General features: G+C 70.7%; 15 protein-coding genes, 1 tRNA gene and 1 rRNA gene. 13 read left to right on the plus strand and 4 right to left on the minus strand.

From position 1 onward, the window contains the following. The 3 genes from rrf to ACZ7MG_RS27115 form a co-directional block, all read left to right on the plus strand. Positions 1-84: ribosomal RNA gene (rrf, locus tag ACZ7MG_RS27105) — 5S ribosomal RNA — on the plus strand; the annotation flags it as partial. A gap of 112 nt (positions 85-196) precedes the next feature. Then, positions 197-859: a DegT/DnrJ/EryC1/StrS family aminotransferase gene (locus ACZ7MG_RS27110; RefSeq protein WP_471384975.1), complete on the plus strand. Its 663-nt coding sequence runs from the start codon at positions 197-199 to the stop codon at positions 857-859. 121 nt (positions 860-980) lie between these two features. After that, positions 981-1,053: transfer RNA gene (locus ACZ7MG_RS27115), tRNA-Thr, on the plus strand. 48 nt (positions 1,054-1,101) lie between these two features. On the opposite strand, the gene ACZ7MG_RS27120 is transcribed toward ACZ7MG_RS27115, so the two are convergent. Then, on the minus strand, positions 1,102-3,846 hold the full coding sequence (locus tag ACZ7MG_RS27120) for a SpoIIE family protein phosphatase (RefSeq protein ID WP_471384935.1): 2,745 nt from the start codon (positions 3,844-3,846) through the stop codon (positions 1,102-1,104). A 328-nt stretch (positions 3,847-4,174) separates the two neighbouring features. Here ACZ7MG_RS27120 and ACZ7MG_RS27125 point away from each other — a divergent pair, with 328 nt between their 5' ends. From ACZ7MG_RS27125 to ACZ7MG_RS27170, 10 genes are all read left to right on the plus strand, one after another. Then, positions 4,175-9,673 carry a HAMP domain-containing protein gene (locus ACZ7MG_RS27125; protein WP_471384933.1) on the plus strand — a complete coding sequence of 1,833 codons (5,499 nt, stop codon included), beginning with the start codon at positions 4,175-4,177 and terminating at the stop codon, positions 9,671-9,673. A 297-nt stretch (positions 9,674-9,970) separates the two neighbouring features. Further along, positions 9,971-10,654: a response regulator gene (locus ACZ7MG_RS27130; RefSeq protein ID WP_471384931.1), complete on the plus strand. Its 684-nt coding sequence runs from the start codon at positions 9,971-9,973 to the stop codon at positions 10,652-10,654. Positions 10,655-10,852: 198 nt separating this feature from the next. Continuing rightward, positions 10,853-13,588 (plus strand): FtsK/SpoIIIE family DNA translocase, encoded by a 2,736-nt coding sequence (locus ACZ7MG_RS27135; RefSeq protein WP_471384929.1) that lies wholly within the window; start codon positions 10,853-10,855, stop codon positions 13,586-13,588. 322 nt (positions 13,589-13,910) lie between these two features. After that, positions 13,911-14,774 carry a helix-turn-helix domain-containing protein gene (locus ACZ7MG_RS27140; RefSeq protein WP_471384927.1) on the plus strand — a complete coding sequence of 288 codons (864 nt, stop codon included), beginning with the start codon at positions 13,911-13,913 and terminating at the stop codon, positions 14,772-14,774. Between the two features lie 136 nt (positions 14,775-14,910). Continuing rightward, the gene (rimO, locus tag ACZ7MG_RS27145) at positions 14,911-16,392 is read left to right on the plus strand and encodes a 30S ribosomal protein S12 methylthiotransferase RimO (RefSeq protein ID WP_471384925.1); all 1,482 of its coding nucleotides are present in this window, start codon (positions 14,911-14,913) and stop codon (positions 16,390-16,392) included. Continuing rightward, positions 16,389-17,135 (plus strand): CDP-diacylglycerol--glycerol-3-phosphate 3-phosphatidyltransferase, encoded by a 747-nt coding sequence (gene pgsA, locus ACZ7MG_RS27150; RefSeq protein ID WP_471384923.1) that lies wholly within the window; start codon positions 16,389-16,391, stop codon positions 17,133-17,135. Before rimO ends, pgsA begins: the two co-directional genes overlap by 4 nt. Further along, complete coding sequence (locus ACZ7MG_RS27155; protein WP_471384921.1) at positions 17,132-17,677, plus strand: CinA family protein; 546 nt, start codon at positions 17,132-17,134, stop codon at positions 17,675-17,677. Before pgsA ends, ACZ7MG_RS27155 begins: the two co-directional genes overlap by 4 nt. A gap of 109 nt (positions 17,678-17,786) precedes the next feature. Continuing rightward, positions 17,787-18,164, plus strand: coding sequence for a helix-turn-helix domain-containing protein (locus ACZ7MG_RS27160; protein ID WP_005481441.1), 378 nt, complete (start codon positions 17,787-17,789; stop codon positions 18,162-18,164). A gap of 222 nt (positions 18,165-18,386) precedes the next feature. Next, a complete protein-coding gene (locus ACZ7MG_RS27165) occupies positions 18,387-18,857 on the plus strand; it encodes a Dps family protein (RefSeq protein WP_471384973.1) in 471 nt (156 codons plus the stop codon). 187 nt (positions 18,858-19,044) lie between these two features. Continuing rightward, on the plus strand, positions 19,045-19,338 hold the full coding sequence (locus ACZ7MG_RS27170) for a hypothetical protein (RefSeq protein ID WP_471384919.1): 294 nt from the start codon (positions 19,045-19,047) through the stop codon (positions 19,336-19,338). On the opposite strand, the gene ACZ7MG_RS27175 is transcribed toward ACZ7MG_RS27170, so the two are convergent. The 3 genes from ACZ7MG_RS27175 to ACZ7MG_RS27185 form a co-directional block, all read right to left on the minus strand. Further along, on the minus strand, positions 19,286-20,050 hold the full coding sequence (locus ACZ7MG_RS27175) for an SDR family NAD(P)-dependent oxidoreductase (protein ID WP_471384917.1): 765 nt from the start codon (positions 20,048-20,050) through the stop codon (positions 19,286-19,288). The genes ACZ7MG_RS27170 and ACZ7MG_RS27175 overlap by 53 nt on opposite strands. A gap of 32 nt (positions 20,051-20,082) precedes the next feature. Continuing rightward, complete coding sequence (locus tag ACZ7MG_RS27180; protein ID WP_471384915.1) at positions 20,083-20,937, minus strand: Fpg/Nei family DNA glycosylase; 855 nt, start codon at positions 20,935-20,937, stop codon at positions 20,083-20,085. Positions 20,938-21,021: 84 nt separating this feature from the next. Further along, on the minus strand, positions 21,022-25,776 hold the full coding sequence (locus tag ACZ7MG_RS27185) for an ATP-dependent helicase (RefSeq protein ID WP_471384913.1): 4,755 nt from the start codon (positions 25,774-25,776) through the stop codon (positions 21,022-21,024). Between the last annotated feature and the right edge of the window lie 80 nt (positions 25,777-25,856).

The following is a 25,856-nucleotide window of genomic DNA, read 5'->3' on the forward strand; positions in this document are numbered from 1 at the left end:
TACATTCCGAACCCGGAAGCTAAGCCTTACAGCGCCGATGGTACTGCAGGGGGGACCCTGTGGGAGAGTAGGACGCCGCCGAACAAATATTGAGAGCTGGTCCCCGAATTTCGGTTCGGGGACCAGCTCTTTTTTGTTGCTCTTTACTTGGAGTTCACGTTGCGCGACCAGGATCCGCGCCATGGGTACCGTTGGAATGCTCAGGGCCGCGGGTGTCGGCGTCGGTGACGAGGTGGTCGTGCCGGCGTTCGGGAACCCGGAGGTCGCTCAGGCGGTGAGCCTGGCAGGGGCTGTGCCGGTGTTCGCCGACATAGATCCGGTGACGTACTGCCTGGATGCCTCGGCTGTCGAGGCCGCCGTGACGTCGAGGACGGTGGCCGCGGTCGTGGTCCACCGCTTCGGCCGGTCCGCCGATATCGGGGCACTGCGTCATGTCGGGCAACGGCACGGGCTGTTGGTGCTGGAGCAGGGTGAGTCGGAGACGCCGTACAGCGAGCTGGGGGAGCGGCGGCGGCGGGCCGCGTATCTCAGCGCGAAGCTCAAGGGCGTACGGACTCCTGAAGGGTGTGACGGGCACACCTTCCAGCAGTACGTCGTGCGGGTGCCCGGGAACGGGCGGCCGGACCGGGACGCCTTCGCTCGGGCCGTGCGGGCCAAGGGTGTTGAGTGCAGTGTGCCGGTGAAGACTCCCGTGCACCGGATGCCCGGGTTCCGGCGGGACGTGTGTCTGCCCGAGACCGAGCGGGCCGCCGACGAGACGCTGGCGCTGCCCATCGGCGGCGAGATGTCGCGGCGCGAGCTGCACCGGCTGGTGTCCGCGTGCAACGCGCTCGGTGGGCTGTTGCAGCCGGCGTTCTAGTTCTTCCAGTTCTTCCAGTTCTTCTGACTCTTCTGACCGGGCTCTGCGTGGTTCGAAGCAGCTGTCGGATCGGGGTATGATCTATCTCGTTGCCGCGAGGGAAACCTCGAACAGGTGACAGGCCCCTATAGCTCAGTCGGCAGAGCGTCTCCATGGTAAGGAGAAGGTCAACGGTTCGATTCCGTTTGGGGGCTCGGACAGAAAGGCCCCGCCCACTTGGGCGGGGCCTTTCTCATGTCCGCTCAGTCCTGGTGGAGGCCCGGGACGCGCATCGCCAGGATGGCCATGTCGTCGGAGGGGGCGTCGGAGGCGAAGCGTTCGACCGCGCGCATGACCCTGGCCGCGACCGCTCCCGCCGTGAGGCCCGTGCAGGTGGTGAGGACCTCGGTGAGGCCGTCGTCGCCCAACATGCGGGTGCCTTCACGGCGTTCGGTGACACCGTCGGTGACACAGAGGAGGACGTCCCCGGGGTCGAGGGTGACGGTCTGCTCGTACAGCTCCAGGTCCTCCATGACGCCGAGGAGGGCCTGGGGCTCGGCTGCCGGCTCGACCGTGCCGTCCTGGCGCAGACGCAGGGGGAGCGGGTGACCGGCGCAGACGACCTTCAGGACCGCACTGCCGTCCTCCTGGGGCCACAACTCGCCGTACAGGAGCGTCAGGAAGCGGCTGCGGGCGCCCTCGTCGATGATCGCGGAGTTGAGGCGCTCCAGGACCGCCGGGCCGGCGTAGCCCTCACGGGCCAGCAGGCGCAGGGCGTGGCGGGCCAGGCCGGTGACCGCGGCGGCCTCCGGGCCGGTGCCGCAGACGTCGCCGATGGCGAAGCCGTACGCGCCGTCGCGGATGGGGAAGAGATCGTAGAAGTCGCCGCCGACCTCGTTGCCCTCGCCGGCCGCGCGGTAGATGACCTCGACCTCGACGCCGTCGATCTGGGGCAGCTCGGGCGGGAGGAGGCTGCGCTGGAGGGACTGGCTGATGGCCACGCGCTCCGAGTACAGGCGGGCGTTGTCCAGGGCCAGGGCGGCCCGGCGGGAGAGGTCTTCGGCGAGTTCCAGGATCTCCTGGCGGAAGTGTTCGTCCGTGGGCTTGCCGAGGGTCAGCATGCCGATGACGCGGTTGCGGGCCACGAGGGGGAGGACAACGGTCTCGCCGCCCACCGCCGAGGCTGTCGCCAGCGTCGTACCGATGCCCGAGCTGACCGTGGCGGGTTCGCCGAGGCCCAGGCTGCGCATGGAGGTGCGCAGGGCCGCCTGGTGGGCCGCCTCGGCGGGGGCCGTCCAGACGCGGGCGCCCGGGGTGGGAATGGGCTCCGGCGGGCGGATCTTGACGAGGAGGGCCTTGAGGCCGTCGATGAGGTCCTCGTCCTCGTGCAGGACGTAGGAGAGGTACGGGTCCGAGGCCTGGTCGGCGATCGTGTAGACCGCGCACCAGGTGGCGAGGGTCGGGATCGTCATCTGGGCCATGAGGGCCAGGGTCTGGTCGCGGTCCAGGGTGCCCGCGAGGAGGTCGGAGGCCTCGACCAGGAAGCTCAGCGAGCCGCGGCGCAGGCGCTCCAGTTCGCCGAGGCGGGCCGATTCGACGGCCAGGGCGATGCGGTCGGCGGCGAACTGGAGGCGCAGGGCCTCCTCGTTGGAGTACCGCCCGTGCGCCTCGGCGGCGACGCCCAGGGAGCCCGTGAGGCGGCCCTCGACCTTGAGGGGGACCGTGACGACCGAGCGCATGCCCGTGCCGTTGAGGAGGGGGACGGCGCCGGGGACGGCCGTCAGGTCGTCGTGGACGGCCGGCATACGGGCCGAGCCGTAGCGGCCGGGGCCGGCCTCCACCGGGACGCGGGCGAAGCGCTGGCGGGCCGACGGGAGGCCCGTGGAGGCCCGTACCTCCAACTCGGTCTCGTCGTCGGTGGCCAGGAGCAGGAAGGCGGAGTCACCGTCGAGCATGTCGCGGGCGCGTTCGACCGTGCGCTGGAGGAGGCCGTCGAGGTCGTCCGGGGCCGGTGAGCCGATGAAGACCTCGAAGGGGTCCGTAGCCTGGCCGTCGCCGGAGCCGGAGGTGTCGCCGGCGGGCATGCGGATCGGGGTCTGGAGGACGGCGCGTTCGTGGTCCCGTACGAGGAGGCAGACCGTGGAGGGGTCGCCGTCGGTGTCGCGGACCCGGAGGTGGGAGGCGTAGACCGGCGTCACACGGCCGTTGGCGCCGCGGATGCCGTAACTGCCCTCCCAGCGGGAGAGTTGGAGGGCCTCGGCGACGCCGGTGCTGGTGCCCGGGGTGTGCGGCCAGGCGGCGAGGTCGGTGAGGGGCTTGCCGATGACGTGGTCGGGGGCGTAGCCGAAGAGTTCCTCGGCGTCCTCGTTCCAGGCGCCGATCGCGCCCGCGCGGTCGATCTGGACGACGGCGACGCGGACCCGGCCGTCCGCGAGGGGCAGCAGGTCGGCGGGGAGGGCCGGGCCGGCCGAGCGGGTGCCCACCGGGCGGTCGGGGAGGTCGAGTTGGAACCAGACCTGCTTGTGCGTGGAGGTGTACTCCACGCCCCAGCGGGTGGCCATCGCCGCGCACAGCTGGAGGCCGCGGCCGCCCTCGCGGTCCGGGCTGCCCATGGTGATGTGGCTGCCCTGGAGGGGGATCTCACGTTCGGGGTATCTGTCGGCGACCTCGATGCGTACGCCGTCGTCGGCCCGTAGACACAGGACGTCGGCGGAGGTGCCCGCGTGGACGACCGCGTTGGTGACGAGTTCGCTGGTGAGGACCACCGCGTCGTCGACGATGTCGGCGAAGCCCCAGCCCTGGAGGGTGTCGCGGACGAACGAGCGGGCGGTCGCGACGGATCGTGAGACGGCAGCGAAGCTGGCGGCCGCGCGCGCGGTGATCACAGAACTCCTTGTCCGGTTCTCGACGTGCGGGGGTGCGTGGACGGCCTCCTGCCGTGGCAGAGGCTGGTTCTCCGTCGGCCTGGGGTCCTGGGGGGTCTCCCCGGGATGCAGTCCGGTGGTCATGGTGAGGCCGCCCCTCCGATGCCTGCCCGCTCGTGCTCGTGCGCCACCGCCCAGGCCGGACGGGACCGGCATGGCTGGACAGCCGCATGCAAGGTTACTTACCTTCGCCGTCCATGCGGATGCCGGTCGTCTGTGTTTCCGTCCGGAGGTGTGCGGACCGTGTGCGAAGCTGCCGAACTGTTATGGCCTGGTTCAGCCATGGTGAAACACTGGGCAGGCTTCCAGGAGTAGGTCGCGCGAGCAGTGCGAACAGTATGAGAAGTACGAAGCGTTCAAAAACGGCGAAGTACGTCTAGCAGGAACGGTCGACCCTTGCGGGAGGGACACAGTGGAGTCTGGCGCAGCGACGCGAGGCACTAAGGCGCGCGCGAAAGGCGGACAGTCCCTGAGTGAGCAGCGCAAATCACGCAAACCGCGCAATGGGACCACCACCGTGGACACGGCTGCCCTGAACCGGCTGCTCACGGCGTTGGAGTCGATGCGGGACGGCAATTTCCGCAAGCGGCTGACCGTCTCCGGCGACGGGGTGATGGCCGAGATCGCCGCCGTGTACAACGAGGTGGCGGACCGGAATCTGCATCTGACCGGCGAGTTGTCGCGGGTACGGCGCGTGGTGGGGCGTGAGGGCAAGCTCACCGAACGGCTGGAGACGGGGGCCACCGAGGGGTCCTGGGCGGCCGCGATCGACGCGTCGAACGCGCTGGTCGACGACCTCGTACGGCCTGTCTCCGAGGTGAGCCGGGTGCTGTCGGCCGTCGCGGACGGTGATCTGTCGCCGCGCATGGAGCTGCGGACGCAGGCGCCGGACGGGTCGGGGCATCCGTTGCGCGGGGAGTTCCTGAAGGTCGGGCGTACGGTCAACAACCTGGTCGATCAGCTGTCGACGTTCACCGACGAGGTCACCCGGGTGGCCAGCGAGGTGGGTACCGAGGGCAAGCTGGGCGGGCAGGCCAAGGTGCGCGGGATGTCCGGTTCGTGGAAGGACCTGACGGAGTCCGTCAACACGATGGCGTACCGGCTCACCGCACAGGTGAGGGACATCGCGCTGGTGACGACCGCGGTGGCGAAGGGTGATCTGTCCCGCAAGGTCACGGTCGACGTGGCCGGCGAGATGCTGGAGCTGAAGGTCACCGTCAACACGATGGTGGACCAGCTGTCCGCGTTCTCCTCCGAGGTGACCCGGGTGGCCCGTGAGGTGGGCACCGAGGGGCAGCTCGGCGGTCAGGCCGAGGTGCCGGGTGTGGCCGGGGTGTGGAAGGAGCTCACCGATTCGGTGAACCTGATGGCCGGCAACCTCACCGCGCAGGTGCGGGGGATCGCCCAGGTCACCACCGCGGTCGCCAATGGTGATCTGTCGCAGAAGGTGACCGTGCCCGCACGGGGTGAGGTCGCCAAGCTCGCCGAGACCATCAACCAGATGACCGAGACGCTGCGCATCTTCGCGGACGAGGTCACGCGGGTGGCCAACGAGGTCGGGGCCGAGGGGCGGCTCGGTGGTCAGGCGCAGGTGCCGGGTGCGGCGGGGACGTGGAAGGACCTCACCGATTCGGTGAACACGGTGTTCCGGAACCTCACGATCCAGGTGCGGGACATCGCGGCGGTGACGACGGCCGTGGCCAACGGTGATCTGTCGCAGAAGGTCACCGTGGACGTGGCCGGCGAGATGCTGGAACTGAAGAACACCGTCAACGGGATGGTGGACCAGCTCTCGTACTTCGGTGCCGAGGTCACCCGGGTGGCCAACGAGGTCGGGGCCGAGGGGCGGCTGGGCGGTCAGGCGCAGGTGCCCGGTGCGGCGGGGACGTGGAAGGACCTGACGGACTCCGTCAACACCGCGTTCCGGAATCTCACCGGACAGGTGAGGAACATCGCGGCGGTGACGACGGCCGTGGCCAACGGTGATCTCTCGCAGAAGGTGACCGTCGATGTCGCGGGCGAGATGCTCGAACTGAAGAACACCGTGAACACGATGGTGGACCAGCTGTCGTCGTTCGCCGACCAGGTGACGCGGATGGCCCGGGACGTGGGCACGGAGGGCCGCCTCGGCGGTCAGGCCCGCGTGGACGGTGTGTCCGGCACCTGGAAGGAACTCACCGACTCCGTCAACTCGATGGCCGGCAACCTCACCTCGCAGGTGCGCAACATCGCGCAGGTGACGACGGCCGTGGCGCGGGGCGACCTCTCGCAGAAGATCGACGTCGACGCGCGCGGCGAGATCCTGGAGCTGAAGAACACCATCAACACGATGGTCGACCAGCTCTCCTCCTTCGCCGACCAGGTGACCCGGGTGGCACGGGACGTGGGCACGGAGGGCCGTCTCGGCGGTCAGGCGCAGGTGCCCGGTGTCGCCGGTGTGTGGCGCGATCTCACGGAGTCCGTGAACGGCATGGCCGGCAACCTGACCGGCCAGGTGCGCAACATCGCACAGGTCGCCACGGCGGTGGCCCGCGGTGATCTCTCGCAGAAGATCACCGTGGACGCGCGCGGGGAGATCCTGGAGCTGAAGAACACGCTGAACACGATGGTGGACCAGCTGTCGTCGTTCGCGGAGGAGGTCACCCGGGTCGCCCGGGAGGTGGGTACGGAGGGCCAGCTCGGCGGTCAGGCCGAGGTGCAGGGCGTCTCCGGCACCTGGAAGGACCTGACGCAGTCGGTGAACTTCATGGCGAACAACCTGACCATCCAGGTGCGTCAGATCGCCGAGGTCACGACCGCCGTCGCCAAGGGCGACCTGTCGAAGAAGATCACCGTCGACGCGAAGGGCGAGATCCTCGAACTCGTCACCACCGTCAACACGATGGTCGACCAGCTGTCGTCCTTCGCCGAGCAGGTGACCCGGGTGGCCCGCGAGGTGGGCACCGAGGGCATCCTCGGCGGCCAGGCGCACGTGCCGGGCATCACCGGCATCTGGAAGGACCTCAGCGGCAATGTGAACCTGATGGCCAAGAACCTGACCATGCAGGTGCGGAACATCTCCCAGGTCGCCGCGGCCGTCGCCAACGGCGATCTGACCCGTACGGTGACCATCGAGGCGGCCGGTGAGGTCGCGGAGCTCGCGGACACCTTCAACAGCATGGTGAAGACGCTGAGTTCGTTCGCCGACCAGGTCACCAAGGTGGCCCGTGAGGTGGGCACGGACGGCATCCTGGGCGGCCAGGCGCACGTACCGGGTGTGGCGGGGACGTGGAAGGACCTCACCGAGTCGGTGAACTCGATGGCGTCCAACCTGACCGGGCAGGTCCGCAACATCGCGATGGTCACGACCGCCATCGCGAAGGGCGATCTGACCAAGAAGATCGACATCGACGCGCGCGGCGAGATCCTGGAGCTGAAGACCACCATCAACACGATGGTCGACCAGCTGTCGTCCTTCGCCGAGGAGGTCACCCGGGTGGCCCGCGAGGTGGGCACCGAGGGGCAGCTGGGCGGCCTCGCGCGCGTGCGGGACGTCGACGGCACCTGGCGGGACCTCACCGAGTCGGTGAACGAGATGGCCGGGAACCTGACCCGGCAGGTGCGCGCCATCGCGCGCGTGGCCACCGCGGTGACCCGGGGCGACCTGAACCTCAAGATCGACGTCGACGCGTCCGGCGAGATCAAGGAGCTGCAGGACTACATCAACAAGATGATCGCCAACCTGCGCGACACCACGATCGCCAACCAGGAGCAGGACTGGCTCAAGGGCAACCTCGCCCGGATCTCCGCCCTGATGCAGGGCCGCCGGGATCTCGACGACGTGGCCTCGCTGATCATGAGCGAGCTGACGCCGGTGGTGTCCGCGCAGCACGGCGCGTTCTTCCTCGCGCTGCCGTTCCTCGACGGCAAGGACCTGGCCCCGGACAACGACGACCAGTACGAGCTGCGCATGCTCGGCTCGTACGGCTATTCGATGGGTTCCATGCCGACGTCGTTCCGGCCCGGTGAGGCGTTGGTGGGGACGGCGGCGAAGGAGAAGCGCACGATCCTGGTGGAGAACGCGCCGAGCGGCTATCTGAAGATCTCCTCCGGGCTCGGCGAGGCTCCGCCCGCGCAGGTCATCGTGCTTCCGGTGCTCTTCGAGGGGACCGTGCTCGGGGTGATCGAGCTGGCCTCGTTCAACTCGTTCACACAGATCCAGAAGGACTTCCTGAACCAGATCGCGGAGATGATCGCGACGAGCGTCAACACCATCTCCGTCAACACCAAGACCGAGGTGCTGCTGAAGCAGTCGCAGGAGCTGACCGAGCAACTGCGGGAGCGGTCCGACGAGTTGGAGAACCGGCAGAAGGCCCTCCAGGCGTCCAACGCCGAACTGGAGGAGAAGGCCGAGCTGCTGGCCCGGCAGAACCGCGACATCGAGGTCAAGAACACCGAGATCGAGGAGGCGCGGCAGGTCCTGGAGGAGCGCGCCGAGCAGCTCGCGGTCTCCATGCGCTACAAGAGCGAGTTCCTCGCGAACATGTCGCACGAGCTGCGTACCCCGCTCAACTCGCTGCTGATCCTCGCCAAGCTGCTCGCGGACAACGCCGAGTCGAATCTGACGCCCAAGCAGGTCGAGTTCGCGGAGACGATCCACGGGGCGGGTTCGGACCTGCTCCAGCTGATCAACGACATCCTGGACCTGTCGAAGGTCGAGGCGGGCAAGATGGACGTCTCGCCGACCCGGATCGCCCTCGTCCAGCTCGTCGACTACGTGGAGGCCACCTTCCGGCCGCTGACCGCGGAGAAGGGCCTCGACTTCTCCGTACGGGTCTCGCCGGAGCTGCCCGCCACGCTGCACACGGACGAGCAGCGGCTGTTGCAGGTCCTGCGGAACTTGTTGTCCAACGCGGTGAAGTTCACCGACTCCGGGGCCGTGGAGCTGGTGATCCGGCCGGCGGGCGCGGATGTGCCGGTGGCCATCCGGGAGCAGCTCCTCGAAGCGGGTTCGCTGCGGGACGCGGACGCCGACATGATCGCGTTCTCGGTGACGGACACGGGCATCGGGATCGCGGCGAGCAAGATGCGGGTCATCTTCGAGGCGTTCAAGCAGGCGGACGGCACCACGAGCCGCAAATACGGCGGTACGGGCCTGGGGTTGTCCATCTCGCGGGAGATCGCCCGGCTGCTGGGCGGCGAGATCCACGCGCAGAGCGAGCCCGGACGCGGCTCCACGTTCACCCTGTATTTGCCGCTGCACCCGAGCGAACTGCCCCCGCAGGGCTATGCGCACGGCACGTCGGCCGCGCTGGAGGCGGGGGAGCTGCTGGCCTCCGAGAACGAGCTGGCCGAGCGCACCGAGACACCGGCCGAGGTGAAGTCGTACCGCGAGACCCAGAACGGCGCCGCCGCGCTCTTCAGGCGGCGCCGCAGGCCCGTGCAGGCCACCCCCCCGTCCACCCTGCACCGGCAGGGCAACGGGCAGGCGCAGGAGCACTGGGCGCAGCAGGCCGCGCAGGAGGCGGCGGCGCAGCCGCGCCGGACGGTCCGCTTCGACGGGGAGAAGGTGCTCATCGTCGACGACGACATCCGCAACGTCTTCGCGCTCACCAGCGTGCTGGAGCAGCACGGTCTGTCCGTGCTGTACGCGGAGAACGGCCGTGAGGGCATCGAGGTCCTGGAGCAGCACGACGATGTGACGGTCGTTCTGATGGACATCATGATGCCCGAGATGGACGGGTACGCGACGACCACGGCGATCCGCCGGATGCCCCAGTTCGCCGGGCTGCCGATCATCGCGCTGACGGCCAAGGCGATGAAGGGCGACCGGGAGAAGGCGATCGACTCGGGTGCCTCCGACTATGTGACGAAGCCGGTCGATCCCGATCATCTGCTGGCGGTCATGGAGCAGTGGATGCGAAGTGAGTGACAGGGAGCGCCGCAGGTGGTCACAACCCGTTGGGGGGCGCACGGAGTTGCTGACTGAGTGTGGCCGAGGTCGTGTAGAAACGCGGGATTCGGGGAACCTTCTGGTCCCCGCTTGCGTTTCTGCTACGAGCACAGTGACATCACGGTGACAGGGTGTGGCGACGGGCGGGGTACGGCTACGATGACCGGCACAAGGACGGGTGGCGCGAGGGAGTCGTCCCCTGGGGTGACGCCGACTGGTGTCACGTCGAGTCCTGCGGACAGGGGAGGCCCCACGCCGGGGCGAGGAGGGCGGGCCATGGTGCAGAAGGCCAAGATCCTCCTGGTCGATGACCGGCCGGAGAATCTGTTGGCGCTGGAGGCCATCCTCTCCGCGCTCGATCAGACACTGGTGCGGGCATCGTCCGGGGAGGAAGCGCTCAAGGCGCTGTTGACGGACGACTTCGCGGTCATTCTGCTGGACGTCCAGATGCCGGGAATGGACGGTTTCGAAACGGCCGCGCACATCAAGCGGCGCGAACGGACCCGGGACATCCCGATCATTTTTCTCACCGCCATCAACCACGGCCCGCACCACACGTTCCGTGGGTACGCCGCGGGTGCGGTCGACTACATCTCGAAGCCGTTCGACCCGTGGGTGCTGCGCGCCAAGGTCTCGGTGTTCGTCGAGCTGTATATGAAGAACTGCCAGCTCAGGGAGCAGGCGGCGCTGCTGCGGCTCCAGTTGGAGGGTGGCGGCAAGGGTGCGGCGGGCGGTTCCAAGGAGCCCTCCGGTGGCATCCTCGCCGAACTGTCCGCGCGGCTCGCGGCCGTCGAGGAGCAGGCGGAGGCGCTGTCCAAACAGCTCGACGACGATTCCGCCGACGCCGCCGCGGTGGCCACGGCGGCCCATCTCGAACGCAAACTGACGGGCCTGCGCCGGGCGCTGGACGCGCTGGAGCCCGGTGCGAGCGGACCCCCGTCGCTGCCGTCGCAGAACTGAGCACGTTCCGGAGCGCGGGCGGGGCCATGGAAGTGGCCCGGGCCCGCGCCCAGTTGTGACCGGGGCCGTGTGGTCCGGTGGGTGCATGGTGAGGGCCTGTCAGGCCGTGTCAGCTTCGGGGCCTCGGCTGCGCGACACGAACGGGTGAAGCAGTAGGCACACGTGTCGGCTGTGGCCTCCACCGGTAACCTCACACTCATGGCCTCACGTCAGTCCGCAGCGAAGAAGCCGCCCGCGAAGAAGGCGGCCGCTCCGACGAAGGCTCCGGCGAAGAAGGCCCCCGCGAAGAAAGCCGCCGCCAAGAAGGCACCCGCCAAGAAGGCGGCGGCGAAGAAGACGGCCCCTCCGAAGCCGGCGCCCAATCCCACCTCAGGCGTGTACAGACTCGTACGCGCCGTCTGGCTCGGTGCCGCGCACGCCGTCGGCGCCGTCTTCCGCGGCATAGGGCAGGGCGCGAAGGGGCTCGACCCGGCGCACCGCAAGGACGGGGTCGCGCTCCTGCTGCTCGCCCTCGCCCTGATCGTCGCCGCCGGCACCTGGTCCAGCCTGCGCGGCCCGGTCGGCGATCTCGTCGAGATGCTGGTGACCGGCGCCTTCGGGCGGCTGGACCTGCTCGTGCCGATACTGCTCGCGGTCATCGCCGTACGGTTCATCCGGCACCCCGAGAAGCCCGAGGCCAACGGCCGGATCGTCATCGGTCTGTCCGCGCTCGTCATCGGTGTCCTCGGTCAGGTCCACCTCGCCTGCGGGTCGCCCGCCCGCAGCGCCGGCATGCAGGCGATAAGGGACGCCGGAGGGCTCATCGGCTGGGGCACGGCCACCCCGCTGACGTACACCATGGGCGAGGCGCTCGCCGTGGCGATGCTCGTCCTGCTCACGGTGTTCGGGCTGCTCGTCGTCACCGCGACACCGGTCAACGCGATCCCGCAGCGGCTGCGGCTGCTCGGACAGAAGCTGGGCATCGTCGCGGACGACGAGGACGACGCGGAGTACGGCGAGGACGACGCCCGCTACGACGAGCAGTGGCGCGATTCGCTCCCGGCGCGCCCCCGCAGGCGCGGCTCCGCCCCCGAACCGTACGACCCCGACGGCGCCGAGCAGGAGGCCCTCACCAGGCGCCGCCCGAGGCGCTCCGCCGTCCGGCAGCCCGATCCGAACCGGCCGCTGGACGCCGTGGACGTGGCCGCGGCGGCCGCCGCCGCGCTCGACGGGGCCGTGCTGCACGGCATGCCGCCCTCGCCGGTGGTTGCCGACCTCACGCAGGGCGTGAGTGTGGGGGACCGGGAGGAGACGACGCCCGTTCCGGCCGCGCGCAGCAAGCCGGCCAAGGAGGAGCCCCCGGCCGCCAAGCCGCCCAAGGGCGCCCGCCAGGACGCCCTGGTGCCGGATCTGACCAAGCAGGCCCCGGAGGAGCATCGCGAGCTGCCGCCGCGCGCCGAACAGCTCCAGCTGCGCGGCGACATCACCTACTCCCTGCCCTCGCTGGACCTGCTGGAGCGGGGCGGCCCCGGCAAGACGCGCAGCGCGGCCAACGACGCCATAGTGGCCTCCCTGTCGAACGTGTTCTCGGAGTTCAAGGTCGACGCGTCCGTCACCGGCTTCACGCGCGGGCCGACGGTGACCCGTTACGAGGTCGAGCTGGGCCCGGCGGTCAAGGTCGAGCGGATCACCGCGCTCACCAAGAACATCGCCTATGCCGTCGCCAGCCCGGACGTACGGATCATCAGCCCGATCCCCGGCAAGTCGGCCGTCGGCATCGAGATCCCCAACACCGACCGCGAGATGGTCAACCTCGGCGATGTGCTGCGTCTCGCGGACGCGGCCGAGGACGACCATCCGATGCTGGTCGCGCTCGGCAAGGACGTCGAGGGCGGCTATGTGATGGCCAATCTGGCGAAGATGCCGCATGTGCTCGTCGCAGGTGCGACCGGTTCGGGTAAATCGTCGTGCATCAACTGTCTGATCACCTCGGTCATGGTCCGCGCGACCCCCGAGGACGTCCGCATGGTCCTCGTCGACCCCAAGCGCGTCGAACTGACCGCGTACGAGGGCATCCCGCACCTCATCACGCCGATCATCACCAACCCCAAGCGGGCCGCCGAGGCGCTCCAGTGGGTCGTGCGCGAGATGGACCTGCGCTACGACGACCTGGCCGCGTTCGGCTACCGGCACATCGACGACTTCAACGAGGCCATCAGGAACGGCAAGGTCAAGCTGCCCGAGGGCAGCGAGCGCGAGCTGCAGCCGTACCCGTATCTGCTGGTGATCGTGGACGAGCTGGCCGACCTGATGATGGTCGCGCCGCGCGATGTCGAGGACGCGATCGTGCGGATCACCCAGCTCGCGCGCGCGGCCGGCATCCATCTGGTGCTCGCCACGCAGCGGCCGTCCGTGGACGTCGTCACCGGTCTGATCAAGGCGAACGTGCCCTCGCGGCTCGCCTTCGCCACCTCCTCGCTCGCCGACTCCCGCGTCATCCTCGACCAGCCCGGCGCCGAGAAGCTGATCGGCAAGGGCGACGGGCTGTTCCTGCCGATGGGGGCGAACAAACCGACCCGGATGCAGGGCGCGTTCGTGACCGAGGACGAGGTCGCGGCGATCGTCCAGCACTGCAAGGACCAGATGGCGCCCGTCTTCCGGGACGACGTCACCGTGGGCACCAAGCAGAAGAAGGAGATCGACGAGGAGATCGGCGACGACCTCGACCTGTTGTGCCAGGCGGCCGAGCTGGTCGTCTCCACCCAGTTCGGCTCGACCTCCATGCTCCAGCGCAAGCTGCGCGTCGGCTTCGCCAAGGCCGGCCGGCTGATGGACCTCATGGAGTCCCGGGGCGTGGTGGGGCCCAGCGAGGGCTCGAAGGCGCGTGACGTTCTTGTGAAACCCGATGAACTGGACGGCGTGCTGGCCGTGATCCGGGGGGAGACTGAGGCGTAAGGACCGCAGCGGTATCGCGGAGGGGCGCGAGAGGGGCGCACGGCGGGGAAAACCGGTTGTCCGACGGGCGGAACGCGGATGCAATTACGGCATCCGGGTATTCGAACGTGACTCACCCGTAAGGAAATGGTGAGCAACCGTTTCCCTTCGTCGTACGTCAAGTTGGACGAGGGGACAGCTCCGTGCCCCACCCTCACCACCAGCAGGATGTCCGGCCATTCTGATGGCGTACAAAGTCCCACCGCCCGGTTGCCCCACCCTTTCGTACCCCCCCTAGACTGAACTTCCAGCACAGGTGGCTACACGCTCGAAAGGCGCCCCCGTGTCCATCGGCAACTCCCCTGACGGCAACTTCCCCGAAGACGAGCGTCCGTTCGAAGACGACCGTGACGAACGCTCGGCGGAACGCCCCTCGATCGGCCGTGCCCTCCAGCAGGCCCGCATCGCGGCCGGGCTGACCGTCGACGACGTCAGCAATGCCACCCGGGTCCGCATCGCCATCGTGCACGCGATCGAGCAGGACGACTTCGACCCCTGCGGCGGCGACGTCTACGCGCGCGGTCACATCCGCAGCCTCGCGCGCGCGGTGCGCATCGACCCCGCCCCGCTGCTCGAACAGTTCGCCGAGACGCATGGCGGACGGCCCGCCCCGACACCGGCGGCCCCGCTGTTCGAGGCGGAACGGATCCGACCCGAGCGGCGCGGTCCCAACTGGACCGCCGCCATGGTCGCCGCGATCGTCGCGGTGATCGGCTTCGTCGGCTTCACCGCGTTCGACAGCGGTGACGACGGCGACACCACCCAGGTCGCCGAAGGCTCCACCCCGACCGCCGGCAAGTCCGCCTCGCCCACGCCCAAGGCCGACAAGCCCGACGCCGACCCCAAGCCCGACCCGACCGACAGCGCCATCGCTGCCGCGCCCCGCGACAAGGTGACCGTGCAGGTCAGCGCCTCCGACGGCCGCAGCTGGATCTCCGCCAAGGACCACAACGGCCGGCTGCTGTGGGACGGCCTGCTCAAGCAGGGCGAGTCCAAGACCTTCCAGGACGGATCCAAGATCGACCTCGTCCTCGGCGACGCCGGGGCTGTCCAGCTCTACGTCAACGGCAAGAAGATCAAGGACGACTTCCAGCCCGGCCAGGTCGAACGCCTGACGTACACGAAGGGCGACCCGGAGGTCGGCTGAGCCTTCGGTACGTCGCTCTGGACGCCCGGGCCGCGGACGTACAGACGATGCAAAGGGAAACGCGGGTACGGGGTTGGCCAAGATCGGCCAACCCCGTCGACGTGGGCTGTCAGTGGGACGAAGTAGTCTTGAGCCCATGCCTGAACGCCGTACCGTCGCACTCGTCACTCTTGGCTGCGCCCGTAACGAGGTGGACTCGGAGGAGCTCGCAGGCCGCTTGGAGGCGGACGGCTGGGAGCTCGTCGAGGACGCCGAGGAAGCGGACGTCGCGGTCGTCAACACCTGTGGCTTCGTCGAAGCCGCCAAGAAGGACTCCGTCGACGCCCTCCTGGAGGCCAACGACCTCAAGGGTCACGGCAGAACCCAGGCCGTCGTCGCGGTCGGCTGCATGGCCGAGCGGTACGGCAAGGAGCTGGCCGAGGCGCTGCCCGAGGCCGACGGCGTGCTCGGCTTCGACGACTACGCCGACATCTCCGACCGCCTACAGACCATCCTGAACGGCGGCATCCACGCCTCGCACACCCCGCGCGACCGGCGCAAGCTGCTGCCGATCAGCCCGGCCCAGCGCCAGGAGTCGGCGGCCGAGGTCGCGCTTCCGGGGCACGCCCCCGTCGACCTTCCGGAAGGCCTCGCTCCGGCTTCCGGTCCGCGTTCGCCGCTGCGCCGCCGGCTGGACGGCTCACCCGTGGCCTCCGTGAAGCTCGCCTCCGGCTGCGACCGCCGCTGCTCGTTCTGCGCCATCCCCTCCTTCCGCGGCTCCTTCATCTCGCGCCGCCCCTCGGACGTGCTGAACGAGACCCGCTGGCTGGCCGAGCAGGGCGTCAAGGAGGTCATGCTCGTCTCCGAGAACAACACCTCGTACGGCAAGGACCTGGGCGACATCCGGCTGCTGGAGTCCCTGCTGCCGGAGCTGGCGGAGGTCGACGGCATCGAGCGGGTGCGCGTCAGCTACCTCCAGCCCGCCGAGATGCGGCCCGGCCTCATCGACGTGCTCACCTCCACCCCCAAGGTCGCGCCCTACTTCGACCTCTCCTTCCAGCACTCCGCCCCGGCCGTCCTGCGCTCGATGCGCCGCTTCGGTGACACCGACCGCTTCCTGGAACTGCTCGACACCATCCGCGGCAAGGCCCCCGAGGCCGGTGTGCGGTCCAACTTCATCGTGGGATTCCCCGGCGAGACCGAGGACGACCTCGCGGAGCTGGAGCGCTTCCTGACCGGCGCGAGACTGGACGCCATCGGCGTCTTCGGGTACTCCGACGAGGAGGGCACCGAGGCGGCGACGTACGAGAACAAGCTGCCCGAGGACGTCGTCGCCGAGCGGCTCGCGCGGGTCTCGCGGCTGGCGGAGGAGCTGGTCTCGCAGCGCGCGGAGGAGCGCGTGGGGCAGACCGTGCGGGTGCTGGTCGAGTCGGTCGATGGCGATGAGGGCGCGTACGGCCGCGGTGCGCACCAGGCGCCCGAGACAGACGGGCAGGTGCTGTTCACGAGCGGCGCGGACTTGAGCGTCGGCCTTATGGTCGAGGCGAAGGTGGTCGGCACGGAAGGCGTCGACCTGGTGGCCGAGGTGCTCCCGGGCTCGCTCGGCTCCCTCGCGTGTACTGAGGAGGCGGCCAGATGACGGGAGTCCCGGCATCCGCGGCGGGCGGCACCTCCGGCGCCAAGGGCGCGACGAGCGCCTCCGGCGTCACCGGCGCCCCGAGCGCCGCCGCCCCCAGCGCTGCCGGGGAGGCGCGGCCCGTGCGAGGCGGGAAGCTGGGAGCCGTCGCCGTCGACCAGGCCAGCCTCTGGAACATCGCCAACATCCTGACCATGGTCCGCCTGGTCCTCGTCCCCGGCTTCGTGGTGCTGATGCTCATGGACGGCGGATACGACCCGGTCTGGCGGGCCTGGGCCTGGGCCGCCTTCGCCGTCGCCATGATCACCGATGTCTTCGACGGCCATCTGGCCCGGACCTACGACCTCGTCACCGACTTCGGGAAGATCGCCGACCCGATAGCCGACAAGGCGATCATGGGTGCCGCGCTGATCTGCCTCTCCTACCTCGGTGATCTGCCGTGGTGGGTGACCGGAGTCATCCTCGGCCGGGAACTCGGGATCACGCTCCTGCGTTTCATCGTCATCCGGTACGGAGTCATCCCCGCGAGCCGCGGCGGCAAGCTGAAGACCCTGACCCAGGGCATCGCCGTCGGGATGTACGTCCTGGCACTGGAGGGGCCCCTGGCCACTCTGAGGTGGTGGGTGATGGCCGCGGCGGTCGTGCTGACCGTCGTCACCGGAATCGACTATGTGAGACAGGCCATTGTGCTGCGCCGACGCGGAACCGCCGAGCGCGAAGCTGCGGCGGAGGGAGCGGAGCGTTGAGTTCCACGGCCGCCGACGTGCTGCGACTACTGACGGTGAGGGGCGAGACGCTCGCCGTCGCCGAGTCGCTGACCGGCGGTCTGGTCGCGGCCGAGATCACCGCGACCCCCGGCGCCTCCAAGGTCTTCCGGGGCTCCGTCACCGCGTACGCCACGCATCTCAAGCACCAGTTGCTCGATGTCGACGCCACCCTCCTGGACCAGCGCGGAGCGGTGGATCCGCAGGTCGCGGCCCAGATGGCGGACGGCGTCCGCAAGGCGCTCGGCGCCGACTGGGGAATTTCGACCACCGGTGTCGCGGGCCCGGAACCCCAGGACGGCCGGCCCGTCGGCACCGTCCATGTCGCCGTCGCCGGGCCGTCCGCAGCCGATTCCGGCGTATCGGGTGGCGGGAAAGTGTTGTCGTTGCGGTTGAACGGCTCCCGGACGGAAATCCGTATGGAGAGTGTACGGAGCGTACTCGCACTGCTTCTTCAGGAGCTTGCGGGCGAACAGACCGGGAATGAGCGGGCACAGGATACGGAACAGAACGGGGGGACTTGATGTTTGCAGCCCTGAGTGAACACAACAGCGCTCCCCGCACGGCCGCAGCGCAAGGCGGTACGGTGGGGCGTGAAGGATGCGGCTACGCGGTCCGAGGAGGGAGCCACCGATGATTCTGCTCCGTCGCCTGCTGGGTGACGTGCTGCGTCGGCAGCGCCAGCGCCAGGGCCGTACTCTGCGCGAAGTCTCCTCGTCCGCCCGAGTCTCACTCGGCTATCTCTCCGAGGTGGAGCGGGGGCAGAAGGAGGCTTCCTCCGAGCTGCTCTCCGCCATTTGCGACGCGCTGGACGTACGGATGTCCGAGCTCATGCGGGAAGTGAGCGACGAGCTCGCCCTTGCCGAGCTGGCCCAGTCCGCAGCTGCCACCGAGCCGGTGCCAGCACCAGTGCGTCGACCGATGCTCAACTCCGTCTCGGTGGCCGGTGTGCCACCGGAGCGGGTCACGATCAAGGCGCCCGCCGAAGCGGTGGACGTCGTCGCGGCGTGACCTGCCGCGACAGCTAGAAGAAGCAGCGAAGCGGGAGCCCCGGTCGGGGCCTCCAGGGAGACCTGGGGGTGCCGGCCGGGGCTCTTGTGCTGCCCGGGGCTCCCGTTTGCCGGGGTGTCGGCGTGCGGTCATGGTGGTCAGGTGGTCGTACGCACGTCGTACCACGTCGTACGCGGGTCGTACGGAGGTCGTACGGACGTCTCAAGAAGCCGGAGCGTGCTGATGTACGTGGTGAAGAGCCCGTTGTCCGAGGCTGATCTCAAGACCGTTTCCGAGGCGCTGCAAGGGGCCCTGGTCGATCTCGTCGACCTCTCCCTCGCGGCCAAGCAGATCCACTGGAATGTGGTCGGGCCGCGCTTCCGTTCGATTCATCTCCAGCTCGACGAGGTCGTGGACAGCGCCCGACTGCACTCCGACACGGTCGCCGAACGGGCCTCCACCCTCGGCGTCTCGCCGGACGGGCGGGCCGGGACGGTGGCCGGGAGCAGCGGCATCGGCAGGATTCCCGACGGCTGGGTCAAGGACGTGGACGCGGTGGGGACGCTGGTGGAGGCGCTGGGGGCGGTGATCACCCGGATGCGGACGCGGGTGGAGAGCACCGCGGAGGCGGATCCGGTGAGCCAGGACATCTTCATCCAGATCACGGCGGACCTCGAGAAGCATCATTGGATGTTCCAGGCGGAGAACGGGTAGTGCGGCGCTGGTGACCGGTGGGGGCGTGTGGACGGCGGTGAGTGGCTGAGGGGCGCATCGGGTGCCCCGGGGGCGCGGTCCCTGTGAGGGTGTCGTGCGTCCCTGTGCCGGTGGTGCGCCCTCTCCGGCCGTGACGGGGGCCGTCTAGCGTCGTTCTGGGGGCCCGGAGGCCTTGGAGGTGGCGGCCATGCGAATAGTTCGCTGGGGGGCGGCTCTGGGGCTCGGTGCGCTGTGGTGGTGGGGTGTGCTGCGACTCGCGCTGGTGCCGGACGCCGGCGCGGTGGAGGGGGCGGTCGCGGCAGGGGGGTGGGGGCTCAGCCTCCTGCCTGTCCACTGCGTGCCGAAGCGGCGGGCGCCGGGACGGCAGGGGGGCGCGTCAGGGGGCGCGGGGGGTGGTCCTGTTCTTGGGGGCGCGGTGGGGGCCGCGGTCACCAGGGCATGGCCACCCCGCCGTTCGGGCGGAGGATCTGGCCCGTCGTGAACGCCGAGGCGTCGCAGGCGAGGTGCAGCACCGCGTGGGCGATGTCGTCCGGCTCGCCGACCCGGCTCAGCGGTGACAGCCGGGCCATGAGGGACTCCGTGCGCGCCTGTGCCACGTCGTCGTGGCGGTCGGTCATGGGGGTGCGGATCCAGCCCGGGGCCACGGCGTTGACCCGGATGCCGTGCGGGCCGACCTCGGTGGCCAGGGTCTTCGTCAGCTGGACCACCGCCGCCTTGGTCACGCCGTAGCAGAGCAGGCCCGGACCGCCGGTGTCGACGGCGCCGGAGGCCATGGTGACGATGCTGCCGGGCGTCTCGTCCGCGATCATCCGGCGGGCCGCCTCCTGGCAGGCGTGGAGCACGCCCTTGAAGTTGACGTTCCACACCCGTTCGAGATCCTCGTCGCGGGTCTCCAGGACCGGGCTGCTGTGCATGATCCCGGCGATGGCCGCCATCACGTGCAGCTGTTCGCAGGCGGCCACCGCCCGTGTGAGCTGGGCCCGGTCGGTGACGTCGAGGTGGTGGGTGTGCGCAGTGCCGTTGCCGGCATTGATCAGGGTCGCCGTCTCGTGCAGGCCCCGCGCGTCGCGGTCCGCGCAGTGCACCGTCGCGCCCGCCTCGGCGAGCAGGACGGCCGACGCGCGGCCGATACCGCTGCCGGCGCCGGTGACGAACGCGGTGCGGCCGGTGAGGTCGTACGCCGGGAGGGGCATGAGACGACGGTACGAGCGTTTCTGACGATCCGTCAATTGGGTGTGCGGCGTTGAACTCGGGGGCTCGAGCGGGGTGTTCCGGCGGTTCCGGGGGCCGGCGCGGGGCCCGGCTGGCAGGTGGGGCACCAGTAGGTGGGGCGTTCGCGGGAGCCGTCGCCCTGGTCGGCGGAGCGGACGGGGGTGTGGCAGCGCAGGCAGGGCCGGTGTGCTCGGCCGTAGACGAACAGGTCGTGCCTGCGGAGGCCCGTCGTGCTGCGGATCGGGCGGTCGCGGTTGGCTTCGAGGAGCTTCTTGGCTAGGGCGGGCAGGCGGGCGGCGATGTCCTCGGGGAGGGCGCTGACGGGGAGCCAGGGGGTGACCCGGAGCAGGAAGCAGAGTTCGCTCTTGTAGACGTTGCCGATGCCGGCGAGATTGCGCTGGTCGAGCAGGGCTTCGCCGAGGGGGCGCGCGGGGTCGCTCAGGAGGTTGGTGAGGGCTCGGTCGGGATCCCAGTCCGGGCCGAGCAGATCGGGGCCGAGGTGGCCGACGGCCCGGTGTTCGTCGGTGGTGCGGATCAGTTCGAGTACCGGGAGGCGGTAGCCGACGGCCGTGCGGTCGGCGGTGCCCAGGATCGCGCGGATCTGGTGTGCCGGGCCGCCGCGCCAGCGCTCGTCGTTGCCGTACACCTTCCAGGAGCCGTCCATCCGCAGATGGGAGTGGAGGGTCAGGCCGCCCTCGATACGGGTGAGGAGGTGTTTGCCGCGGGGGGTGACGTCCAGGACGGTACGGCCGGTGAGGTCGGCCGTGGCGTACTTCGGGACGCGGAGGTCGGAGCGGGACAGAATCTTGCCGGCGAGGGCGGTGTGCAGTCGCCTCGCCGTCTGCCAGACGGTGTCGCCTTCGGGCATGGGTCAAGGGTGGCACGTTGTGCGGGCCGGGCGCCTAGGGGCTCGGGGGTGCTGGTGGCTTGGCGGGTGCGGGTGCGGGTGGGCTCAGGCTCGGATGCGGAGGCCGCGTGGGGTCGCGATGAAGCCCGCTGCTTCCAGGAGGGGGCCGTGGGGGGCGGTGAGGGCCGAGGTGCCGTTCACGCGTTCGACTGTGACCGTGCCGAGGGAGCCTGCCCGGGCCGCCGCGGAGAGGGCTTCGGCGGCGGGGCGGAGGCGGGGGTCGTCCATGGGGCGGGCGTCCGGGTCGGCGGGCCAGGCCAGCAGGGTCTTGCCGCCGCGCTCCATGTAGAGCGTCAGCTCACCGTCGACCAGCACGACGAGGGAGCCCGCCTTGCGGCCCGGTTTGTGCCCGGCCTCGGTGGGCGGATCGGGCCAGGGGAGGGCGGCCCCGTAGGCGTTCGCGGGGTCGGCTGCGGCCAGGACCACGGCTCGGGGGGAGGGAGCGGGGCGGGTGGGGTGGGCGGAGGCGGCGTGGTCGGGGGAGGCGTCCCAGGGGGACCTGGGCGTGTCGGGACCGTCCGTGAAGCCGTTCGGGGTGGGGCCCGGCAGGGGCTCGTCGCGGTCGCGGGCGGTGGACACCGCGCGGAGGCGGTCCACGGCGCCGTCCATCGCGAACTGGGCCGCGCCCAGGCCCTCGACGACATAGCCGCGGCGGGCCTGGCCGCTCTCCTCGAAGACGGACAGCACGCGGTAGACCGCGGAGAAGCCGCCCTCGACCCCCTCGGCGCCCACCGCGCCACGGGTCACCACCCCGTGGCGGTCGAGGAGGGCGCGGGCCCGGGCGTGGGCGCGGACGGTGGGGTCGGACTCGTGGGCGGGCAGCAGGGACCAGCGGCCGGCGACCGTGGGCGGGCCCGTACGGGACTGGGGGCGCGCGGCGGCGGTCAGGGAGCCGTACCGGCCGCGCGGGATCGTGCGTTTGGCGCGGTGGGCGGTGGAGCCCGCGGTGCGGCCCGAGCCGAGGAGGGAGCGCAGGGGGGTGAGGGTGTCGTTGGTGAGCCTGCCGGACCAGGCCAGGTCCCAGATGGCGTCGGCCAGTTGGGGATCGGTGGCGTCGGGGTGGGTGGTCGCGCGGACCTGGTCGGCGATCTGGCGGAAGAAGAGGCCGTAGCCGCCGGAGAGGGTGCTCAGGACCGACTCGTGCAGCGCCGTCAGTTCCAGAGGGTGCGGGGGTGGGAGGAGGAGCGGGGCCGTGTCCGCCAGGTACAGGGAGACCCAGCCGTCCTTGCCGGGGAGGGCGCCGGCGCCGGCCCAGACGACCTCGCCGGCCGCGGTGAGTTCGTCGAGCATCGCCGGGTGGTAGTGGGCGACCCGGGAGGGGAGGACCAGCTTCTCCAGGGCGGAGGCGGGGACCGAGGCTCCTTGCAGCTGTTCGATCGCGCGGACCAGGCCGTCGATGCCGCGCAGTCCGTGACCGCCGCCGACGTGCTGCCACTGCGGCAGGAACTGCGCGAGCGCGGCGGGCGGCACCGGCTCCAGCTCATGCCGCAGCGCCGCCAGGGAACGGCGGCGCAGTCGGCGCAGCACGGCCGCGTCGCACCACTCCTGGCCGATGCCCGCCGGGTGGAACTCGCCCTGGACGACACGGCCGTTCGCCGCCAGGCGGTGGAGGGCGCCGTCGGTGACGGCCACGCCGAGGCCGAAGCGGGCGGCGGCCGTGGCCGAGGTGAACGGGCCGTGCGTGCGGGCGTACCGGGCGAGGAGGTCGCCGAGCGGGTCCTTGACCGGCTCGGTGAAGGCCTCCGGGACACCGACGGGCAGGGCGGTGCCGAGAGCGTCGCGCAGGCGGCCCGCGTCCTCGATCGCCGCCCAGTGGTCGGTGCCGGCGATCCGGACCCGGATGGCGCGGCGGGTCCCGGCCAGGTCCCGCGCCCACTGCGGCTCGGCGCCGCGTTCGGTCAACTCGGCGTCCGTGAGGGGACCGAGGAGCCGGAGCAGGTCCGCCACACCTTCGGCGTCCTTGACCCGGCGGTCCTCGGTGAGCCACCGCAGCTCCCGCTCCAGCTCGGTCAGCACCTCGGCGTCGAGCAGCTCCCGCAGCTCCGCCTGGCCCAGCAGCTCGGCCAGCAGCCGGGAGTCCAGCGACAGGGCGGCGGCGCGGCGCTCGGCGAGCGGGGAGTCGCCCTCGTACAGGAACTGGGCGACGTAGCCGAAGAGGAGGGAGCGGGCGAAGGGGGAGGGCTCGGGGGTGGTGACCTCGACGAGGCGGACCTTGCGGGACTCGATGTCGCCCATCAGCTCGGTGAGGCCCGGGACGTCGAAGACGTCCTGGAGGCATTCGCGGACCGCCTCCAGGACGATCGGGAAGGAGCCGAACTCGCTGGCTACCTGGAGGAGTTGGGCCGCGCGCTGGCGCTGCTGCCACAGGGGGGTCCGCTTGCCGGGGTTGCGGCGGGGGAGCAGGAGCGCACGGGCGGCGCACTCGCGGAAGCGGGATGCGAACAGCGCCGAGCCGCCCACCTGGTCGGTGACGATCTGGTCGACCTCGCCCTTGTCGAAGGCGACGTCCGCCGCGCCGACCGGGGCCTGCTCGGCGTCGTACTCCGTGCCCGCCTTCATGGGCTCCATGTCGAGGAGGTCCAGGCCCATCAGGTCGGCGTCGGGCAGGCGCAGCACGATGCCGTCGTCGGCGTGCATGACCTGGGCCTCCATGCCGTACCGCTCGGAGAGCTTCGCACCGAGGGCGAGGGCCCAGGGGGCGTGGACCTGGGCGCCGAAGGGGGAGTGGACGACGATCCGCCAGTCGCCCAGCTCGTCGCGGAAGCGTTCGACGACGATCGTGCGGTCGTCGGGGACATGGCCGCAGGCCTCGCGCTGTTCGGCCAGGTAGGAGAGGACGTTGTCCGCGGCCCAGGCGTCGAGGCCGGCGGCCAGCAGACGCAGCCGGGCGTCCTCCTGGGACAGGGCGCCCACCTCGCGCAGGAACGCGCCGAGCGCGCGGCCCAGTTCGAGCGGGCGGCCGAGCTGGTCGCCCTTCCAGAACGGCAGACGGCCCGGGACACCCGGCGCCGGGGAGACCAGCACCCGGTCGCGGGTGATGTCCTCGATGCGCCAGGAGCTGGTGCCCAGGGTGAAGACATCACCGATCCGGGACTCGTACACCATCTCCTCGTCCAGCTCGCCGACCCGGCCGCCGCCCTTCTTGGGGTCGGAGCCCGCGAGGAAGACGCCGAAGAGTCCGCGGTCCGGGATCGTGCCCCCGGAGGTGACCGCGAGGCGTTGGGCGCCCGGCCGGCCGGTGATCGTGCCGGCGACGCGGTCCCACACCACGCGCGGGCGCAGCTCCGCGAAGGCGTCGGACGGATAGCGGCCCGCGAGCATGTCGAGGACGGCCGTGAACGCGGACTCGGGCAGCGCGGCGAAGGGCGCGGCGCGCCGCACGGCGGCGAGGAGGTCGTCGAACTGCCAGGTGTCCATCGAGGTCATCGCGACGATCTGCTGCGCCAGGACGTCCAGGGGGTTGCCCGGGATCCGCAGGGACTCGATGGAACCGCTGCGCATCCGCTCGGTGACCACGGCCGACTGGACCAGGTCGCCGCGGTACTTGGGGAAGACCACGCCCGTGGAGACCGCGCCCACCTGGTGTCCCGCGCGGCCCACGCGCTGCAGACCGGAGGCGACCGAGGGCGGTGACTCCACCTGGACGACGAGGTCCACCGCGCCCATGTCGATGCCCAGTTCGAGACTGGAGGTGGCGACCACGGCCGGCAGCCGGCCCGCCTTCAGGTCCTCCTCGACCAGGGCGCGCTGCTCCTTGGAGACCGAACCGTGGTGGGCGCGCGCGAGGACCGGGGGCGCCCCCTGGGCCGCGCCCGAACCGCCCATCAACTCCGCCGGGGCGTGGTGTTCGTCCAGCGGCACACCGGTGGCCCGCTCGTACGCGATCTCGTTGAGCCGGTTGCACAGGCGCTCCGCGAGGCGGCGGGAGTTGGCGAAGACGATCGTGGAGCGGTGGGCCTGGACGAGGTCGGCGATCCGCTCCTCGACATGCGGCCAGATCGACGGCCGCTCCGCGCCCTCGTTGCCGTCGGTGGCCGGGGAGCCGCCCAGCTCGCCCAGGTCCTCCACCGGGACGACGACGGAGAGGTCGAACTCCTTGCCGGACGGGGGCTGGACGATCTCCACCCGGCGGCGCGGGGAGAGATAACGCGCCACCTCGTCCACGGGGCGCACGGTGGCGGACAGGCCGATACGGCGGGCGGGCCTCGGCAGCAGCTCGTCGAGCCGCTCCAGGGACAGGGCGAGGTGGGCGCCGCGCTTGGTGCCCGCGACGGCGTGGACCTCGTCCAGGATCACCGTCTCCACGCCCGTGAGCGCGTCACGCGTGGCCGACGTCAGCATCAGGAACAGCGACTCGGGAGTGGTGATCAGGATGTCCGGCGGCCGGGTGGCCAGGGCGCGGCGCTCCGCGGCCGGGGTGTCCCCGGAGCGGATGCCCACCTTCACCTCGGGCTCGGGCAGCCCCAGGCGCACGGATTCCTGGCGGATACCGGTCAGCGGACTGCGCAGGTTGCGCTCCACGTCCACCGCGAGCGCCTTCAGCGGTGACACGTACAGCACCCGGCAGCGCTTCCTCGGGTCGGCCGGGGGTGGGGTCGACGTCAGCTGGTCCAGCGCGGCGAGGAACGCGGCCAGCGTCTTGCCGGAGCCGGTCGGGGCGACCACCAGCACGTCCGAGCCCTCGCCGATCGCCCGCCACGCCCCGGCCTGGGCCGCGGTGGGCGCGGAGAAGGCCCCCGTGAACCAGCCGCGGGTCGCGGGGGAGAAGCCGTCGAGGGCTCGATCTGCGGAGCTGACCATGCCCCCATCCTGCACCCGACCACTGACAACGGCCCGGACCTGGGGAAACGGCTCCGTGGGGTCGGGCGCTCGTCGGTGGA

The sequence above is a fragment of the Streptomyces sp. NPDC107538 genome, from assembly GCF_055657445.1.

Coding starts and splice junctions, on each gene's coding strand:
- ACZ7MG_RS27110 (WP_471384975.1), top strand. CDS start 197: ATGCTCAGGGCCGCGGGTGTCGGCGTCGGTGACGAGGTGGTCGTGCCG.
- ACZ7MG_RS27120 (WP_471384935.1), bottom strand. CDS start 3,846: ATGACCACCGGACTGCATCCCGGGGAGACCCCCCAGGACCCCAGGCCG.
- ACZ7MG_RS27130 (WP_471384931.1), top strand. CDS start 9,971: ATGGTGCAGAAGGCCAAGATCCTCCTGGTCGATGACCGGCCGGAGAAT.
- ACZ7MG_RS27135 (WP_471384929.1), top strand. CDS start 10,853: ATGGCCTCACGTCAGTCCGCAGCGAAGAAGCCGCCCGCGAAGAAGGCG.
- rimO (WP_471384925.1), top strand. CDS start 14,911: ATGCCTGAACGCCGTACCGTCGCACTCGTCACTCTTGGCTGCGCCCGT.
- pgsA (WP_471384923.1), top strand. CDS start 16,389: ATGACGGGAGTCCCGGCATCCGCGGCGGGCGGCACCTCCGGCGCCAAG.
- ACZ7MG_RS27160 (WP_005481441.1), top strand. CDS start 17,787: ATGATTCTGCTCCGTCGCCTGCTGGGTGACGTGCTGCGTCGGCAGCGC.
- ACZ7MG_RS27165 (WP_471384973.1), top strand. CDS start 18,387: ATGTACGTGGTGAAGAGCCCGTTGTCCGAGGCTGATCTCAAGACCGTT.
- ACZ7MG_RS27170 (WP_471384919.1), top strand. CDS start 19,045: ATGCGAATAGTTCGCTGGGGGGCGGCTCTGGGGCTCGGTGCGCTGTGG.
- ACZ7MG_RS27175 (WP_471384917.1), bottom strand. CDS start 20,050: ATGCCCCTCCCGGCGTACGACCTCACCGGCCGCACCGCGTTCGTCACC.
- ACZ7MG_RS27180 (WP_471384915.1), bottom strand. CDS start 20,937: ATGCCCGAAGGCGACACCGTCTGGCAGACGGCGAGGCGACTGCACACC.
- ACZ7MG_RS27185 (WP_471384913.1), bottom strand. CDS start 25,776: ATGGTCAGCTCCGCAGATCGAGCCCTCGACGGCTTCTCCCCCGCGACC.